The sequence below is a fragment of the Streptomyces sp. NPDC059002 genome, from assembly GCF_042740435.1.
Lineage (GTDB): Bacteria > Actinomycetota > Actinomycetes > Streptomycetales > Streptomycetaceae > Streptomyces.
On the sequence record NZ_JBHYJI010000044.1, the window covers coordinates 16,397 to 33,695 of the forward strand.

At 66.5% G+C, this 17,299-nt stretch carries 13 protein-coding genes; 8 read left to right on the forward strand and 5 right to left on the reverse strand.

Annotated features, from left to right (window positions below):
- Positions 1-2 precede the first annotated feature (2 nt).
- Entirely contained in the window at positions 3-530 is a 528-nt protein-coding gene (locus ACFWZ2_RS30825) for a hypothetical protein (RefSeq protein ID WP_384551212.1), read from the forward strand.
- Between the two features lie 74 nt (positions 531-604).
- Here ACFWZ2_RS30825 and ACFWZ2_RS30830 read toward each other — a convergent pair whose 3' ends face one another.
- Positions 605-907 (reverse strand): hypothetical protein, encoded by a 303-nt coding sequence (locus tag ACFWZ2_RS30830; RefSeq protein WP_384551214.1) that lies wholly within the window; start codon positions 905-907, stop codon positions 605-607.
- Between the two features lie 1,236 nt (positions 908-2,143).
- Here ACFWZ2_RS30830 and mycP (ACFWZ2_RS30835) point away from each other — a divergent pair.
- From mycP (ACFWZ2_RS30835) to ACFWZ2_RS30850, 4 genes are all read left to right on the forward strand, one after another.
- Positions 2,144-3,532, forward strand: coding sequence for a type VII secretion-associated serine protease mycosin (gene mycP, locus ACFWZ2_RS30835; RefSeq protein WP_384551216.1), 1,389 nt, complete (start codon positions 2,144-2,146; stop codon positions 3,530-3,532).
- Between the two features lie 60 nt (positions 3,533-3,592).
- Complete coding sequence (locus tag ACFWZ2_RS30840) at positions 3,593-4,048, forward strand: hypothetical protein (protein ID WP_384551218.1); 456 nt, start codon at positions 3,593-3,595, stop codon at positions 4,046-4,048.
- A gap of 36 nt (positions 4,049-4,084) precedes the next feature.
- A complete protein-coding gene (locus ACFWZ2_RS30845) occupies positions 4,085-6,181 on the forward strand; it encodes a hypothetical protein (protein WP_384551220.1) in 2,097 nt (698 codons plus the stop codon).
- 753 nt (positions 6,182-6,934) lie between these two features.
- Positions 6,935-7,249: a DUF397 domain-containing protein gene (locus ACFWZ2_RS30850; RefSeq protein WP_384551222.1), complete on the forward strand. Its 315-nt coding sequence runs from the start codon at positions 6,935-6,937 to the stop codon at positions 7,247-7,249.
- A gap of 115 nt (positions 7,250-7,364) precedes the next feature.
- On the opposite strand, the gene ACFWZ2_RS30855 is transcribed toward ACFWZ2_RS30850, so the two are convergent.
- The 4 genes from ACFWZ2_RS30855 to eccB all read right to left on the reverse strand — a co-directional run bounded on the left by ACFWZ2_RS30855 (position 7,365) and on the right by eccB (position 11,222).
- Positions 7,365-7,673, reverse strand: a complete 309-nt coding sequence (locus tag ACFWZ2_RS30855) for a WXG100 family type VII secretion target (protein WP_384551224.1) — start codon at positions 7,671-7,673, stop codon at positions 7,365-7,367.
- A 32-nt stretch (positions 7,674-7,705) separates the two neighbouring features.
- Positions 7,706-8,038, reverse strand: coding sequence for a WXG100 family type VII secretion target (locus ACFWZ2_RS30860; protein ID WP_384551226.1), 333 nt, complete (start codon positions 8,036-8,038; stop codon positions 7,706-7,708).
- Positions 8,039-8,319: 281 nt separating this feature from the next.
- On the reverse strand, positions 8,320-9,669 hold the full coding sequence (gene mycP, locus ACFWZ2_RS30865; RefSeq protein ID WP_384551228.1) for a type VII secretion-associated serine protease mycosin: 1,350 nt from the start codon (positions 9,667-9,669) through the stop codon (positions 8,320-8,322).
- Positions 9,670-9,692: 23 nt separating this feature from the next.
- The gene (gene eccB / locus ACFWZ2_RS30870) at positions 9,693-11,222 is read right to left on the reverse strand and encodes a type VII secretion protein EccB (protein WP_384551230.1); all 1,530 of its coding nucleotides are present in this window, start codon (positions 11,220-11,222) and stop codon (positions 9,693-9,695) included.
- 174 nt (positions 11,223-11,396) lie between these two features.
- Between eccB and eccE the strand changes: the two genes are divergently transcribed.
- From eccE to ACFWZ2_RS30885, 3 genes are all read left to right on the forward strand, one after another.
- On the forward strand, positions 11,397-12,737 hold the full coding sequence (gene eccE / locus ACFWZ2_RS30875) for a type VII secretion protein EccE (RefSeq protein WP_384551232.1): 1,341 nt from the start codon (positions 11,397-11,399) through the stop codon (positions 12,735-12,737).
- Positions 12,734-13,504 carry a hypothetical protein gene (locus ACFWZ2_RS30880; protein ID WP_384551234.1) on the forward strand — a complete coding sequence of 257 codons (771 nt, stop codon included), beginning with the start codon at positions 12,734-12,736 and terminating at the stop codon, positions 13,502-13,504. The genes eccE and ACFWZ2_RS30880 overlap by 4 nt, the downstream gene beginning before the upstream one ends.
- Positions 13,505-13,799: 295 nt before the next feature.
- On the forward strand, positions 13,800-17,153 hold the full coding sequence (locus ACFWZ2_RS30885; protein ID WP_384551236.1) for an SCO5717 family growth-regulating ATPase: 3,354 nt from the start codon (positions 13,800-13,802) through the stop codon (positions 17,151-17,153).
- Positions 17,154-17,299 lie beyond the last annotated feature (146 nt).

Below are 17,299 nucleotides of genomic sequence, written 5' to 3' on the forward strand. Positions count from 1 at the left end.
GCGTGGCGAGTTCGGGCGGGGGCAAGGACAACACAGGGGCGCCGGGTACGGGGACGCCGGACACGGACAAGTCGTTCGACAACCTTTACGGCGTAAACCCGCAAATGGCACTGGATATCCAGGCCAGCGCGATGAAGGGCTTCAAGAAGCGCGTCGACAACCTGCTCATCGAGCTCGACGGTTCAGCAGCTGCGCCGAGCAAGGTCGGTGCCGATCGCCTGTCGCGTGAACAACTGGGCTCGGCGGACTTCAAAGAGGCCCAGTACCTGTACGACTCCTACGCGATCGTGCACGACGAGCTGGAGAAGCTCTCGAAGGCACTCGGTACCCAGATCGAAGGCCTCGGGCTAGCCGTCCATGCGTCGCAAGTGGGCTACGACAACCTCGAGGACGACATTCGGGCACGGATGAAGGCGATCAACGCGGAGGCCGAGAAGTACTACGACGTGGATCGGGATCCGTACGCCCAGGGACCTGGCGGCTCCGGCGAGACCGGCCCGAAGGCGCCGAAGAAGGACACGGGCCTCTGATGACCAGACGGGGGCAGGGAACGGGGGCACAAGGACATGGCTGAGGGATCCAAGGGCAGAGAGCCGAAGCTCGCTCACACCGACTTCGAATCCATGACCCACGAGCAACTGCTCGCCCTGCTGGAGTCCGCGAGTTCGGAGGGTGCCTCCCAGCTCGCCGGGAAGCTGTCCAAGGCCGCTTCGACGATCACCAAGATCGGCGACGACCTCATGAAGTACACGAAGGGCCTGCACTGGAAGGGCGAGGGAGGCGACGCCTTCCGGGAGTGGGGCACCCAGGCGGCGAGCGCCACGTTGTACCTCGGCGAGTACAGCGAGGTCGCGTCGCGCTGGATGGGCGAGGTCGCCCAGGCGATCGCCGAGGCCAAGGCCTCCATGCCTCCCGCTTCGGAGACCACGCAGGCAAAGGCTGACCTGCATACCGCGAACAAGAACATGTCCACCGCCCAAGAGGCCCGCAACGACCCCGATGCCCGCAAGGTCGCCCAGGAATCCCAGGCCGACGCGACCGCGGCACAGGGCCGGATCGACGCGGCACAGGCCGAAGCGGTGCAGCGGATGCGGAAGCTGGCGCAGACGTATCAGCAGTCGGCGCAGCAGGTGAATGGGGTGGAGCCGCCTACGTTTGCGCCGCCGGCCAAGCATGCGGATGACCCTGACAGGTGGCGTGACGGCAGCGGCTACCAGGCACTGCCGGGTCAGGCAGGCGCCCCGGCAGGAGGCGGCCCGACAACGTCCGCCCCTACTTCCGCGACGCCGGTCGCATCCGCCGCAGCCCCCTCTGCGAGCTATGGCAATCCAGAGACATCACCCGAGAGTGGGCCAGCGTCGGCACCACCTGATGCTTCCCAGCCGCACCGCCCTGAGCCCGTATCCATGGGGATCGACCGCGTCACGGCACTCCCGCCGTCGCAGCCAGCTCCAGAAGGCCCTCCTGGCCCCGTCTCTCCGGGCCGACCTGAAGTTTCGACTCCTCCTGGCCTCGGTACTGCGCCTCCGCCCTTCGGTCCGAACCCTGGCCAACCGGGCCCCGCCACCCCGCCGCTGGGCCGCCCCTCTCCAGCAGTACGTCCACCGCTCCCGCCGTCCCATGAGGGCACCAACTACGGCCCCGTCCGACCGCCGAAGGAGACAGGCATCATGGGCGGCCGCCCCGTACCGCCGAACTCAGGGCGTCCGACGACTGGTATCCCTCGGAGCAATGTCTTCGGCGGAGACCACATGCAGGGCCGTCCGTCGAGCAGCCCGGGAATCGGTCCTGGAACTGGCGGGCCGGGGCCCGGTCGTACAGGCGTTGTCGGCGGCCGCCGTCTCACCGGGGAACCCAGCGAAACGATCGGTCGGCAACCCCACCAACCGGGCCGTGTAGGCGGACGCCCCTTCACTCCGGGCGGTGCAGGGCTGGTACGTGGTACCGCCGCAGGCGACTCGACACGCTCAGCACCGGTAGGACGCCCCGCTACCGCCCCGCAAGGCGGCCAGAGCAACACCTCTCGCCGCGACGACAGCCGGTCCGGCCGGTCGAACAACCTCTCCGAAGAAGAAGAGACATGGCAGCCTGACCACAGCCGTATCGTCCCGCCAGTCGTCGACTGACCTGACAAGGAACGCAGATGCCCACCCCCAGGAAGAGCATCGCCCGCTCCAAGGTCGCGCTGTCAGCGACCCTGGGCCTTCTCATGACGAGCGTCGCGGCGACTCCGGCTCATGCCGATACCGTTCGCTCCAGGCAGTGGCACCTCGACGCCATGCATGCCGAAGAGATGTGGAAGACCAGCACCGGCCGCGGCGTGACAGTCGCTGTTATCGACTCCGGAGTCGATAACACGGTCGCTGATCTACGGGGCCAAGTTCTGAGTGGGAAGGACTACTCGGACCTTCCGGGTGATGAGAACAGCGACCGAGCGAACCACGGTACGGGCACCGCAGCACTCATCGCGGGAACAGGGGCTCGGGGAGAGAACGCAGGTTCCTTCGGTCTGGCCCGAGACGCCAAGATCCTGCCCATCCGAGTGCGCTACGGCACCGAGAGTTTCGGCCAAGCCGATCACTTGTCCGCGTACTCACGCGGCATGGCACGTGCCATCCGCTACGCCGCTGAATCGGATGCCCAGATCCTCAATATCTCTATGGGCAGTTCAAACCACCGTGGAACCTCGAATGTGAACACACCTGAACTCAGCGCTGCGGTCAAGTACGCGCTCCGCAAGGGAAAGCTCGTGTTTGCTGCCGTCGGGAACAGCGCCACCAAGGGCAACGACGTGGAATACCCGGCAGCAACCCCCGGGGTCGTAGGAGTCGGTGCGATCAACGATAAGGCTGAGCGGACCAGTGAGTCCCAATGGGGTCCTCAAGTCGATGTCGTTGCGCCAGGGGACAACATGTGGCATGCATGCGCTGGCGGAACCGAACTCTGTAAAAGTCACGGCACGAGCAACAGCACAGCCATCGCCTCCGCCTCGGCCGCCCTCATCTGGTCCAAGCACCCGAACTGGACGAACAACCAAGTTCTACGGGTCATGATCAACACGATGCAGGGGAACGCAGACGGCTGGAGCCGCGACGACTCTGTCGGCTACGGCGCTGTCCGCCCCCGCGTCGCCTTGAAGAACCCGGGCGACCCCGGCCCTGCCGACGAGTATCCCCTCCCGGATCTGGCAGCAACTGCCAAGTCCCCTTCCCCCGCGGCATCTGATCCCAGCGGCTCCACGGGGAGCGACAAGAGGGACGACGAGCCGGCCACTACAGCACCGGCCGCGAAGGACGACGACAACACCACTCTCTGGGTCGCCTTGGGACTAGGCGCAGCCGCCATTCTTGGCACAGCGGTCGCAATCCCACTTGCCCGATCGCGTCGCCGGGGGGTTGCGCCCCAGCCTCCGGTGACCGTCCATCCGCACCCGCAGCAACAGGCGCAGCACTACCCGCCAATTGAGCCGACTCGGGGGTCAACCTACGGCTCCGCACACGGTGGTCCGCGAGATTCGGAGCCACCCGCATGAGCGGGATCCATTAAGAGACCCCTCCTCCCACCCAGTGGCACCACGGTCAATAGAGGGACTATGTCGTTCGAAGATGAGTGGGGTCAGGCACGGAGCAAAGCCGCAGCTCGTCCTGACACCAGCATGCAGTTGAACAGCGGAGCGTCTCAAAATGGCGGCGGGACTGCAGGCACTGCAGGCGGAGCAGACTTCGCTTCGAGTCCGGCAGAGAAGAAAAAGGCCGCCAACGCCATTGATGAGCATCTCCTCAGAGACACGCAGAAGGCCGGCGACGTTGCCGACGAGGAGACAGCGGCCGCTGTGAAGGCTTTCAAACCCAAAGACGGCGACGGATGGTTGACCTCGGCAGCTCTCCACAAGGCCCACAAAGCGTGGGGCACACAGGTCAGATCACTGAAAAAACGGCTCGCCGCCGAAAGCTCTGCCTTGCGAGATACGTCTACCAGCTTCCAGCACAATGAACTGGGTATCCGCTCTCAGATCCTGCGAGAGTCCGAAATCAAGAAGATCACCTGAGGCTCTGAGAGTCACTGAGGAGAAGGAACCAGAGCCATGCCCAGCTACCACGAGATCATGACCACCGACCTGTCGGCACTCACGGCGGCAGCCAAGAAGTGGGACGACATGGCGGACTCGTTCAAGACGCTGGAGGGCCAGTACAAGAAGGATGTCCACGGGATCTCCCTGGGTGGCCCCGGGTGGCAGGGGCTGAGTGCCCGGGCAGCGAACGAGCGTTTCGACATCACCCTCAAGGAGATTCAAGCAGCGCAGACGGAAGCGAAAGCGGTCGCCTCGCTGCTGCGTGACGCGCACACCCAGTTCGTCGAGTTGAAGGGCGCGCTCAAGAAGGCACGCACAGAGGCCATCGAAGCAGGCATGGCGGTATCCGATCAGGGGGTTTGCCGCTTCGACTACAAAAAGGCCAGTGACAGCGAGGCCAGCGCCGCCCGCAACGATCCCGGACTCCCCCAACTCGAAGCCTCATGGACCACGCACATCCACAAGACAATTGAGGCGGTCGACGAAGCCGACGCCGGGGTCAAACTCTCCCTCGAGGCAGTCGTCATTGATTCCGACCTGGGCGACGGCACGCTCAACGGGTTCAACGCCCAAGCCAGGAAGAAGATCAAGGACTACGAAGCAGAGCACGAGGCGGAGAAGGCGGGAGAGATCATCACTCGAATCAACAACGGTGACCAGCCTTCTGCCCGCGAAATGGCAGCACTGAAGCAAATCTTTCGCCAGAACAGCGGGAATGAGGTCTTCAGCCGGACGCTACTCGACAGCCTTGGGGCCAGCGGGACGATCACCCTGACGAACAGACTCAACGACCTTGCTCATGTAAAGGATCCCAAGCACGGTCTTGACTACGCCTCAATCGAGTCCGGACTGGCCGATACCCTTGCAAGGGCGACTCAGGACACCAAGTCCAGTTGGTACAAGGAATGGCGCGCCGACATGCAGAAATCTGGCGTGAGTCGATACGAGACAGATTTCCATGGCGCACGCCTCGACAAGGTCCATGGCTATCAATCGCTTGTCACTCTCATGGAGAAAGGGGATGGATACTCGCCACAGTTCCTCAAAGATGTCGGCGACGACATCATCAAGGCCGAGAAGGGAGATCCCGACATCTGGGACCTCAAGGGCGAGTACAGCGGCAAGCACGCTGGCTGGTTTGCGAACGATCCACTTGATGGCCTTCTCGGCGTCATGAGCCATGATCCAAAGACCGCCGCAGCCTACCTCAACTCGGACAGTCGTATGCAGTATCTGATGGGGGTCAGTGACGGCGACCACCGGGATTGGCAGGTCATCGACAGGGTGCACGAGGGTGCAAAGGCTTCGACCTACACACCAGCCTTGGACGCCGATGATCGAGCCGGGTTCGGGGCCGCACTACAGGCAGCCGCCACTGGAATTTCCCCGTCTGACGAGAATGGAGAGTTCGTCAAACACTCAAAGGACAACAACGCAGTTTTCAAGTCATCGATTGGGCACCTGGCCGAAAAGGGGGACGACTTCCCATCCTCATTGCGGGAGCCGATGTCGAAGATCCTCGCCAACCACGGGGCAACTGTTCACGAAGCCGCAAGCAGCGTAGACCATAAAGAGTCACCGATTCCTCAGGATCAACTGTTCGAGGTAGTGAAGCAAGTATCCAAAGACGAGGACTCATATGTAGAACTGAACCGAGGAATCAATCAAGCTATTGTCTCGAACATCCACCAAAAGGATTCGCCGGATCCAAATGAGTCACTCATCAGGGCCGGACGCACCGTCGGATTCCTGGAGGAAGCGCAGTCCCAGGGTGATGACGGCCCTAAAACCGCAGAGTTTAAGGGGAAGTGGATCGTCGACCAGGGAATTAGCTATCTACCCATCGGAAGCGGGGAAGTACAGCAGGGGTTTGATTATGTGACAGAGAAATGGCTTCAAGACGAACAGGCCAGAATCGAAAAGCAGGAGGCCAATGAATCCATCCAGGCCCACGAGAAACGGACCAATCAACTCATGGCTCTCGCCGAAGAGTGGACCAAGGTACACCCAGATGAGAAAGATTTCGCTTTCACCGCTAAAGACATGATTGATAAATCGGCGGATGCAGGGGCCTCGACTGCTGCGGGAAACTCGGGAGGGAGGAAGTGAATCTGATCAGCCGGACAAAGTCCACCATGATTTTCACTCTCCTGGCTGCCTCGCTCGGAGCTGTGACTTCCTGCAGCGGACCCTCAAAATCCGACAACGTAATCCCTCAAGAGATCTGCGGAACCCGCATTAATCCAGATCTCACACGTCCACTATTGAAACCTTTGGGGAAGGTGACGGAATATAACCGCCTAAACCCCCAAAGGTCCGAGACTGCGCCTTGCGTTCTCTTGGTTGACGACGACGCTGCCGTGCGCTTCAGGTTCTCTTGGTCGCCAGATCGGATCGACCCAATGGAGTATGCAACCTCACCGCAGTCCGTCAGTAATATTTCAGAGGCGCGCCGCGTGAAGTCGGAACACGAGACGGTGGTGGGCAACAATGGGGCCATCTCGACGGTGCCTTGCAAAATCTCTACGGCATCTCACTTCACCCTCAGCGTGCAGCTGCCTCGCGCTTCGACCACCGATACCAGCCTGCGACCCAGTATTGAGAAATTCATGGACTCGTACATGAAGTCAACGGTGAAAACGCTCAACTGCAAAGCCCCACGAGCCCCGGGCAACCAGAAGAGCCCTCAGGATTGAGTTGGATCGCTCCCCCGGCGGCAGCGAATCAATCCAACCAGGGCATGGCTGTCGTGGGCACAACAACATGACGCTTCACCGAAGCCGTTGCGCCCCCGCGCACCCCGACCCTCCAAGTAGGCTGAGCCAACGGCAGGTTCGCACGTCTGGAAGGGGCCGTTTCGTCATGGCCGATGCACGGGACGAGGACGTCAAGGCGCGCAAGGAGCGGGAGAAGGACGAGCTCTACGCCCTTGATATCTCGGGGGTTGAGTGGCACAGCGCGCCTGGTACCGAAGAGGCCGAGGAGCGGGTCGAGATCGCCTATCTGCCGGAGGGTGCCGTCGCGATGCGGTCGTCCCTCGATCCGGAGACCGTGCTGCGGTACACCGAGGCGGAGTGGAGTGCCTTTGTGCTCGGGGCGCGGGACGGGGAGTTCGATCTGGAGCCGACTCCGCGGAACGGCGGGATGCCGGCAGACGACGCTGACACTGCCGGGTGAACTTCGCGCAGTTGCTGGGCCAGTTGTGAAACGAGGGGGACCCGGGACTCGTTCAGCACGCCCCGCTCCCCCTCGCTCACATGCATCGAGCGCATCGCACGCCCTCGCCCAGCCGTCAGCTCAGCATGCGGAAGCGCCAGGCGTTGCCCTTGTCCGTGTCCTTGTAGCCGACGACCGACTCGTCGAGGAGCTGCGCGATGCGTTCGAGCTTCCGCACCAGGCCATCCATTTCGGCGCTGCTCTGCCGCTGGATGTCGCCGTACGCCGTCTTGGCTTCGCCCTCCCAGGTCTCGGCGACTCGGGCGACCTCACGCATGAGGGTCTCGAGCCCCTCCCCCATCGACCTGGCGTTGTTGCGAACGTCGGTCGCCGCCATGGTGACGGTGTCGTAGTTGACCGCTGTGCGGTCGAAGTTGACAGACATTTCTGTACTCCCTGACTTCTGGCCGTGCGGACTCAGGCGTGGTCGACGATCTTGCTCGGTACGTCGTACGAGTTGTCCACCTTGCGGATCTGGGCGATGCGCTCCTGCTCGTGACTGTCAAAGCCCTTGACGCTCATCCGCATGACGTCTTCCAGGTCGACGAGATTGTCCTGAAGCTTCTTCAGATGCTGGTTCACACCTCGCTGCAGGGTGTCGAACTCCTTGCCCGCCGCACCCTGCCAACCCGCCTGAATCAGGTCCACGACCGAGTTCAGCGAAGTGACCCGCTTACTCACGTCCATATGGAAGTTGCGGATCTTGTCGGCCAGTTTGGTCAGGTCGTCATTGCTGTAATCGACGCTCATCGCTCTTGCCCTCCTCATGTGCTGGCAGCAGCGGTACCCGCTGCTCTCTCCGGCCCCGGGCCGAGGCCCGGACAGCTCCGGCGGGCAAGGGTCGCGTCAGACCTCGCGTGGACCACCATGCGAGTCGCAACACCGCGCCGCCCCCGTGCAGCATCAACCTGGGATGCTGTACGCCACTCTAGTCACTTCAGATGCTCAACTGACGCCTGAATACGGGACAGTTGTGACCTCGTACCGTCCTCACGACACCGATATCCGGCCATGCCCTACTCGCGGAGAGATCATTCGATTCCAGAGAAACGAGAAGGCTCCCTGGACCGGACTTCACGACGCTCTTCGGTTTCGCCGGTACGAATGACGTGATGCGATTCCTGCCTTCTTCTGCGACGGGCGTCACGGAGGGCGGTTGCTGTCCCTGCGATCACCGCGACGACGACCACGGTGATGCCGATGGCGTACATCGCGTACCGCTCGGTCCGCTCCTGGGGCGTCTCGGCGAGAGAGAAGGGCTTCGTGTCAGGAGCCGGAGCCTTCGACAAACCCGGGTCCGGTGTCGGCGACGACGGGGGATGGGCGAGATCGGAACCGGTGACGGCTCGGACGGGGTCGATCACTCCCCAGCCGACGAAATCGTCGTGGCCGTTGATGGAGCGTTCCGCTGTCTGCTCGATCCGGGTGGCGATCTGGGCCGGGGTCCAGTCGGGGTGGCGGGCCTTCAGCAGGGCCGCCACGCCCGATACGAAGGGAGCCGAGAAGCTGGTGCCGTTGTCCGCGCACTGGCCGCGTCCAGGGACCGTGGAGACGACGTCCACACCAGGGGCGGCTACGTCGACGAAGGGACCGGACTGCGAGAAGGCGGCGCGCTCGTTGTTCCGGTCGGAGGAAGCCACGGCCAGGACGCCGTCGAAGGCCGCCGGGTAGGTGTCCTTCACCTTGCCGTCCAAGCCGTCGTTGCCCGCGGATGCGACCACCACGACCTCGGCCTCGAGGGCATCACGTACCGCTTTGGCCAAGGCCGAAGTACGAGACAGGGGTTTCGTCGTGTCCTGCGAGATGTTGATGACGTCGGCGCCCTTGGCGACCGCGTGGTCGATGGCCCGCGCCATCGTCTCCGAGTTTCCGGTGTTCTGGGCGTCGTTCTGGCGGATGGGAATGATGGTGGAGTCGGGCGCGATGCCGACAAAACCTGTTCCCTTGTGGGGGCGGGCCGCGATGATTCCCGCGACCTTGGTGCCATGGCCCACCTCGTCGTTCGTCGGGTCCGCCCCCTTGCCCTTGGTCAGGTAGTCGCGCCCCGCGCCGGCGTCCACCGCGTCCGCGAGCTGCGGGTTCTTGTCGTCCACACCGGTGTCGATCACCGCTACCTTGACGCCTCGGCCCTTCTCCCCGTCCTGCCACAGTTCGTCGAGCAGGACACGCTGGAGCGGCCAGGGGCGGCCCTTGATCTGGTCGGCGGGCGTCTTGCACGCTCCGCTGCCGTCGAGCCGCACGCGTTCCTCGGTACGGAAAGGGGTGTCGTGGGCGGCCGCCGAGGGAGTGGCCGCGCCCATGCCTGCGAGCACGCCCACCCCGATCAGTACGGCTGTCTTTGTCAGCGCCACCTCTACCTCGGTCCTCTCCGTCGGGGGCATCGGGCCTCGTCGACCGGTGGGAATCAGGAACCCTGGGGCTGGCGGGCGCTGTTGGTGTCGAGGCGCGGTCCCTTGGCCAGGAAATCGGACCAGGGCAAGGGGACCTTGGCCGGCCTGACGTTCTTGTAGCCGAGTTTGACCTGGGCCTCGCTGGGTTCAGGGCTGCCGTCCGATGTCCGCGGCTTGCCGTCCGATCCGATGTCGGACTTCTCGCTGTCGCTGTCGCCGTTGGCCTGCACGGCATAGCGCAGGCCGGTGTCCGTGACGAGGAAGAGCGAGCCCGACTTGGCCTGCTCGCCGCGAACCTGCGTGTAGAGCAGTCCTGTTCCAGGCGTCACATACGTACTCGTGCCGCCGGTGCCGATGTCGGCCGGGTATCGCGTGCCCGCCCACGTGCTCAGTGTCGTGCCGCCCTTGTCGTCCACGTCGCGCAGTACGTTGCACACGGTGTCCCGCCCTGCACCGTTGTCGCCTGCGTTGACCTGAACGGCACGCCGGCTCGGCCAGTCCTCGGCCTCTCCGTCAAGGCGGCCCTTGGCGGCCACGAAGTCCTGGAGGCCGACGGTGCGGGCTTCGCCGTTCATGTTCAGCTCGGCCGTTTGGGGTGAGGTGATCAGGAGCCATGCGGTGAACTCGGTGATCGGCTGGACCTTGCCGGGCAGCACCACGAAGTGCTCGGTGCCGCGGCCGGTCTCCGCCTTGAGGACCATGCCGACCCGGTTCTCCTCGGCCGACAACTGGCCCTGGACTCCGGCCGGTTCCCCCACGCCGGCAGGCATGCGGGGGAACCGGATCGAACTGCCCGGGTGGAGTGTGGCCAGCCACTCCTTGGTCACGAGTTGAGGCTTCGTCGTACGGCCCACGAGCGCGCCCGTCAGGTGATCGCCCTCGGTGCCGCTGACGGAGTAGGCCATGCCTGAGGCGCTCACCAGATATCGTGCCCCGGCGCGCGTCTTGACGTACAGCACCTCCCCCCTCACGAGCCGCTGGCCGTTGTCGACCCTGTCCCTCTCACGGTCGGCCAGGACGAATGTGGCTTCCTGAGCGGTGCGGCCGCCGGAGCCCGGCTGCTCACAGACCGCCCAGCGCTTGGCCTTGCCCGCCTCGTCGGGTGTCGGGAGACGGTCCGGGGCGTAGGGAATGCCGACGATGGGACCCCTCGGAGGCTTACCGGCATCGAGGATGCCGTCACTCACCTGGATGACCTTGTATTCGGCTCCGTTCATCAGCAGACGGGCCGAGGCCAGGTTGAGGACGGGGTGCAACCGTGACTTCTTGCCGGTCTTGAGGACGACGTAGCGCGTCGTCGAGTCCTTGCCGACGATCACCCGGGTGCCGGGCACATCCCACTCGGGGGGAGCCTTGGGCTGGAACATCCCCCATGCCCCAAAGCCCGCGAGGACGAGGACCGCGACGATCACGCTCGGCAGGAATGCGCGCAGTGGTCGTGGCGCGCCCTCTTCGGAACCTGTGGGGGAAGGCTGCAGGAATGCCGCCAGCGTCCGCTTCTTCGCAAAGGTGTACGCGTTGAGTTCGTCCCGCCGTGATGCCATGAACGCCTGCTTCTCCCCCACCGCCCGACAGGGCGCGAACCCCCGTCCTCGATTGTCAGACCCGACCCCTACTATGCAGGGTGAGTGATCGAGCGTGTGCACTGGGTAGGGTTCCCGGATCCGCAAGTGCCGTGCTCATCAAGGGGATTCGGACGGTACGGGGGGTTTGGAGTGATGTCTTCCGCCACGCGGGACAGGACGCGGACAAGTGCGCGCGCCCGCACCCGTCCCTCCGGGCCCGCGCAACCTCATCCTGGATCTGGGGGTGCCCCGGCCGCAGTCAGCGGCCACACCGCGGTTCATCTCCGTTTGCGTGCCCATCAGTTCAGTTCGTTCCGCTTGCAACAGCTTGTCCTGATCGAGGTCGCAGCCGCACTCATGCTGTGTGCGTGGGCCATCGATCAACTCCTGCTCATTCCCGCATCGTTGGTCGCCGGCGTGCTGGTCCTGCTGACGGTCGTACGTCGACGCGGCCGTTCCCTGCCGGACTGGCTCGGCACCACCCGCGCGCTTCGCGCGAGACAGAGACGGGCCGCGAGCACTCCGGTGCGACCAGGCACAGAGCCGGGGCTCGCTCCCGCCGTGGAATGCGACCCTTCCCTTCGGACGTACACGTACGGCGACAAGGATCGCCGCTCCGTCGGCATCGTCGGGGACGGCACCTTTGTGACGGCGGTTCTGCAAGTCGAGTCGGAGTCGACTTCCTTGCGTGCCGAGCGGGGTCAACGCCCGCTCCCCGTCGGGCTCGTGGGAGACGTGCTCGAGGTCGACGGCATCCGACTCGAATCCGCGCAGATCGTGCTGCACACCCAACCCGCACCCGCACTGCATCTGCCCCAACAGTCCGTCGCCGTCAGCAATTACGCTCCGTTGCAGGCTCAGACCGGGGCCCCGGCGGTGCGGATCACATGGATCGCGCTGAAGCTGGATCCAGAGCTGTGCCCGGAAGCTGTCACGGCCCGCGGGGGTGGACTCGTCGGGGCTCAGAAGTGCGTCGTACGCGCAGTCGATCAGCTGGCAAGTCGCCTCATCGGAGACGGATTTCGAGTCACTGTGCTCGACGAGGAGGAGCTGGTCTCGGCCATCGCCACCTCTGCGTGCGCCAACCCCCTGGTGACAGCGCAGGCCGGACGCGCGGATGTCCCGGAGCGTCGGACCGAGGAGTCGGCGCAGTCGTGGCGCTGCGACAATCGCAGGCACACGACGTATTGGATACGGCGCTGGCCTCATCTGGGCGGCTCAGGCGGACAGCACCTTCCCCAACTCGTGGCCTCGCTCACCGCAGTTCCCGCGTTGGCGACCACTTTCAGTCTGACGCTGCGGCTCGACGCCCGTGGGGAGGCATCGCTCTGCGGACACATGCGCGTGACGGGGCGCGGGGACACAGAACTCGTGGCGGCCCGCCGGGCGTTGGAGCATGTGGCGCGCCAGGCCCGGACGAGCCTGGTACGGCTCGACCGCGAGCAACTGCCGGCGACACTCGCCACATTGCCGCTCGGGGGTACGGGCCGATGACCGCACCCACGACGTCCACGCGCCCCGGAGAGCCTGAGCCTTCCGTGGCGGCCCGGGTCCGTCAGCAGGTCCGTTCAGGGTTCGGCCTGATCGGCCCGCGGCATCCGCGGCATGCCCTCCCGTTGCAGGCACTCTCCGAGCTGGCCCTGCCCATCGGGGACGACGGTGTCGTCATAGGTGTCGACGCCGACGGGCGGCCCGCCGTGCTGGGGGTCAATCGCCCGACTCCGTACGACATGGTGTTCATCGGCGGGCTGTGGACGGTGCAGGTGATCGCGTTGCGGGCGGCTGCGACCGGGGCTCGGGTGGCGGTGGAGACCGGGCGGGCCGGGGCGTGGGGGCAGTTGGTTCAGGCGTTGGGGGTCGGGCAGAGTGCGATGTCCGTGCATGACGTGGGGCGGGTGCCGCCACAGGGGGCATCGGCCGGGAGTCCGGTGCTGGTCGTGCGGGACTGCGGGATGCGGCCGCCTCGGGGGCGGGTCGTGTCCGGGCCCTGGCAGTCCGTGCTGACGGTGCTGCCCTATCTGAGTCCGGTGGCGCCCCGGCTGATGCGGCAGGCACGGCTTGTGGGGGTGCAGCGGGTGTCGCCGGACGAGGCGGTGCAGATCGGGCGGTCGCTGGGGTTGCCTCGCGGGGATGTGGATTCGCTGCCGACGCTCGCCGACGGGGTGACGTTGTGGTGCGGTGATCGTGACCGGCAGTACGTGATGACGCAGGCCACCGACGCCGAGACCGGATTGTTGGGTGCTGCCCGGCGGATGGACTGAGCCCCGGGCATCGGGCGAATTCGGGGTGGAGTGTCGGATGTTGGGGTATTTGTCCGTCGCGGATTGATGTACGCGGATCGCTCCGGGGCGGGGCGTGACGTAATGGACAGCATTGGTGGGGTGGACTGCCCTGCCGTGCTCGTGGTTTTGGTGATTAGGCTGGGACAGGACGCGACGCCAGAACCCACGAGCGGGTAGTGCGCGTCCCTCAACGGGGAGAGCCAGGCGGATCGGACGACACGAACGGTCGCCCCCCACCACGGCACGAGGGTGCTCGACCACACCAGGAGGCATTGTGAACAGCGATCGGGACGAGATCCGCGGGGGCTGGGACTCACCCGTCGATGATCAGTCCGACGCGGAGTCCGCTGCCGAGACGACGGGCGAGTTCACCATCGACTACGCGCCGCCCGCCTGGTACACGCAGAACGCGTCGGGCAGTGCGGGGGAGACTCCGTCGGCGCCGCCCGTCTCTACCCCGTCGGCGCCGCCCGTTTCCGCTCCGCCGGTGCCGCCCGTCTCGGCTCCGGCCGTTTCGACTCCGCCTGCCGCGATGCCGCCTGCTGCGGTGCCGCCCGTCTCGGATTCGGCTCCGGCTCCTTCTGCTTCAGGGCCGGTTCCTCCGGTTCCGGCTCCGCCTGTCTTTACGCCGCCTCCCGTGGCCCCCGCGCCGCTGGCTCCGCCCTCGGGGCCCGTGCCGCCCGTCGGGGGCGACGCGCCGTCCAGCGGCGTGCCCAGCGCGTTGCCCAAGCTTCCCGTCGGGAACGGGTTCGTGCCCGCGTCCACCAAGGACGAGTCGCCCAGTGGTGGGGCCTCCGACTGGAGTGGGGCCCTTGCCGGGCCCGCGGCCTCCGTTCACGTGACCGGTGTCGTACCGAAGAGCGAGGTCGACTCCCTCGCCGAGGCCAAGGACGCGGAGGCTGCCGTCGAGCCCGCGCCCGAGGCAGAGCCCGCGCCCGAGCCCGTCGCCGAGAGTCTGGCCGGTGGCGATGTGGAGAGTGGCGCCACCATGCGGTTCTCCGCTCGTGCGCTGAAGCGGGAGATCGAGGAGCGGTCCGCGGGGGCGTCTGCGGACGTGGCTCCTGAGCCCGTCGACGTTGACGGGGACGGGGGCGGGGACGACCAGGTTGTCTCGGGGCAGGATCGTGGCGTCGAGCCTGCTGTTGCTTCTGAGGACGAGGCAGCTGAGGCTGGCTCTGAGGTCGGTTCAGGCGAGGTTGAGGCAGGGGCCGGTGACGGTGCTGGGGCTGGGACTGGGGCTGCTGCGTTTGGCGTCGGCTCCGAGTCTGATCACGACCAGGATCAGGGGGAGGGCATCGACCCTCTCCTCGGCGCGCGTGGTCATGACTCCGCGGATGATCAGCCTGCCGAATCCGTGGCCGTCGATACGGTCGACGCCGTCGACGCCGACAGTGGCTCCGATGACGTACGTGATGTCGTAGACGTCGTTGTTACCGAAGCCGAGCCCGAGGATGCCGCTCCGGTCGACATCGCACCGGCTGACGTCGTTCCCCAGGAGCCCGCGCCCGCCGACGACGTGCAGGACTCCGTGCCGCCCGCGTGGACTCCGCCGCCCGCGCCGCAGGGTGGGCTTCCGCCCCTGCCGCCCGCCTACCAGCCGGCCGCGCCGACCTCCGCGCCCCAGTGGCCCGCGCCCACTCCCACGCCTGCTCCGGCTCCGGCTCCGGCTCCGCAGCCGGTGCAGCCCGAGCCCGTGCAGGCGCAGACGCCGCCCGCGCCTGCCCCGATTCCTGCTCCCGCCCCGACGCAGGCGCTGCCGCCGGTTCAGGCTCAGCCGCCCGTCGGGCCGCAGGCACCTGTCCAGCCGCAGCCCCAGCCCCAGCAGGGCAGTTACGGGTTCCCGCAGCCGACGCCCGTCGCTCCGCCGCAGGCCGGTTATGGATTCCCGCAGCCGCCCGTCCAGGCGCAGGCTCCGCAGGTTCCCCAGCCGCAGGCCCCCGCCCCGCACCTCGCTCCCCCGGTGGCAGGCACCCACCTCCCCGTACCGCATGAGGCCCCGCAGCCTCCCGTACCCGCGCAGCAGCAGCCCCCGGTCCCGGCTCAGCAGCAACCGCCGCAGCAGGCGCAGCCGCCGCAGCCGCAGCCGCAGCCGCAGGTCCAGCAGCCGGGCCCGCAGGTACAGCCCGGTCAGCCGGGGCAGCCGGGGCAACCCCCCATCGACCCCCGCACCGGCGCCGCCTGGCCGCAGGCCGTGCAGCACGATCAGCGGGAGCGGACCAACCCCGGTGCCCCGCTCGGCTACACCGCCGCCGTCGAGCTCTCCTCCGACCGGCTGCTTCGCAACACCAAGCCGAAGGCGAAGAGCAGCCGACCCGTGGGCGGCGGTTCGCGGTTCAAGATCGGTGGCAAGAAGGAAGAGGCCGAGCGGCAGCGGAAGTTGGAGCTGATCCGGACCCCGGTGCTCTCCTGCTACCGGATCGCCGTCATCAGCCTCAAGGGCGGCGTCGGCAAGACGACCACCACCACGGCGCTCGGCTCGACGCTCGCCACCGAGCGGCAGGACAAGATCCTCGCGATCGACGCCAACCCGGACGCCGGTACGCTCGGGCGCCGCGTGCGCCGCGAGACCGGGGCCACCATCCGTGACCTCGTGCAGGCCATCCCGTACCTCAACTCGTACATGGACATCCGGCGCTTCACCTCGCAGGCGGCGTCCGGGCTCGAGATCATCGCCAACGACGTGGACCCGGCCGTCTCGACGACGTTCAACGACGAGGACTACCGGCGCGCGATCGACGTACTCGGGAAGCAGTACCCGATCATCCTGACCGACTCGGGTACGGGGCTGCTCTACAGCGCCATGCGCGGCGTGCTCGACCTCGCCGACCAGCTCATCATCATCTCGACGCCGTCCGTGGACGGTGCGAGCAGTGCGTCCACGACGCTGGACTGGCTGTCCGCGCACGGGTACGCGGACCTTGTCTCGCGGTCGCTCACCGTCATCTCCGGCGTACGCGAGACCGGGAAGATGATCAAGGTCGATGACATCGTGTCGCACTTCGAGACGCGGTGCCGCGGCGTCGTCGTCATCCCCTTCGACGAGCACCTCGCGGCCGGTGCCGAGGTCGACCTCGACATGATGCGGCCCAAGGTGCGGGAGGCGTACTTCAACCTCTCCGCGCTGGTGGCGGAGGACTTCGTGCGGGCCCAGCAGCAGCAGGGGCTGTGGACGTCGGACGGGAATCCGCCGCCGCATATGGCTCCGCCGTTGCCGGGGCAGCAAGTGCCTTCGGCGTATGGGGGGCAGCAGCCTCAGCCGTACGCGCCTGTGCAGCCTCAGCCGCAGGTGCCTCAGCCGTACCCGGGGCAGCCCGGGCAGCCCGGGCAGGGTGGGTATCCGGGGCAGCCCGGAGGGGCTCAGGGGTGGCAGCCGACTGGGCCGTCGCAGGCTCAGTCCGGGGCAGGGGGTGTGCCTTTGCCCGGGCAGATGCCGCAGGCCCCGCAGGCCCCGCAGGCCCCGCAGGCCCCGGGGCAGCCTCAGGCCCCCGGGCAGCCTCAGGCCGTGCAGCCCGGGGCGCCGTTCCAGCCGGGGGCGCCCTTCCAGCCGGGGCAGCCCGTGCCGCCGGGTGGGCTTCCGCCTCAGGAGGCTCAGCAGGCGCCGCAGCCGCCGCAGGCGCCGCAGCAGTAGGCGCCGTCAACTCCCCTGTGGGCCCGCACCGTTCTCGGTGCGGGCCCACCCGTGCTTCTGCCACCGTTCAGCGCGACCTGCACCGTGGGCTGTGCCCACCCGTTCCGCCCTGCGGAACGCCTGCCCACAGCAGAGCCCACCCGGCA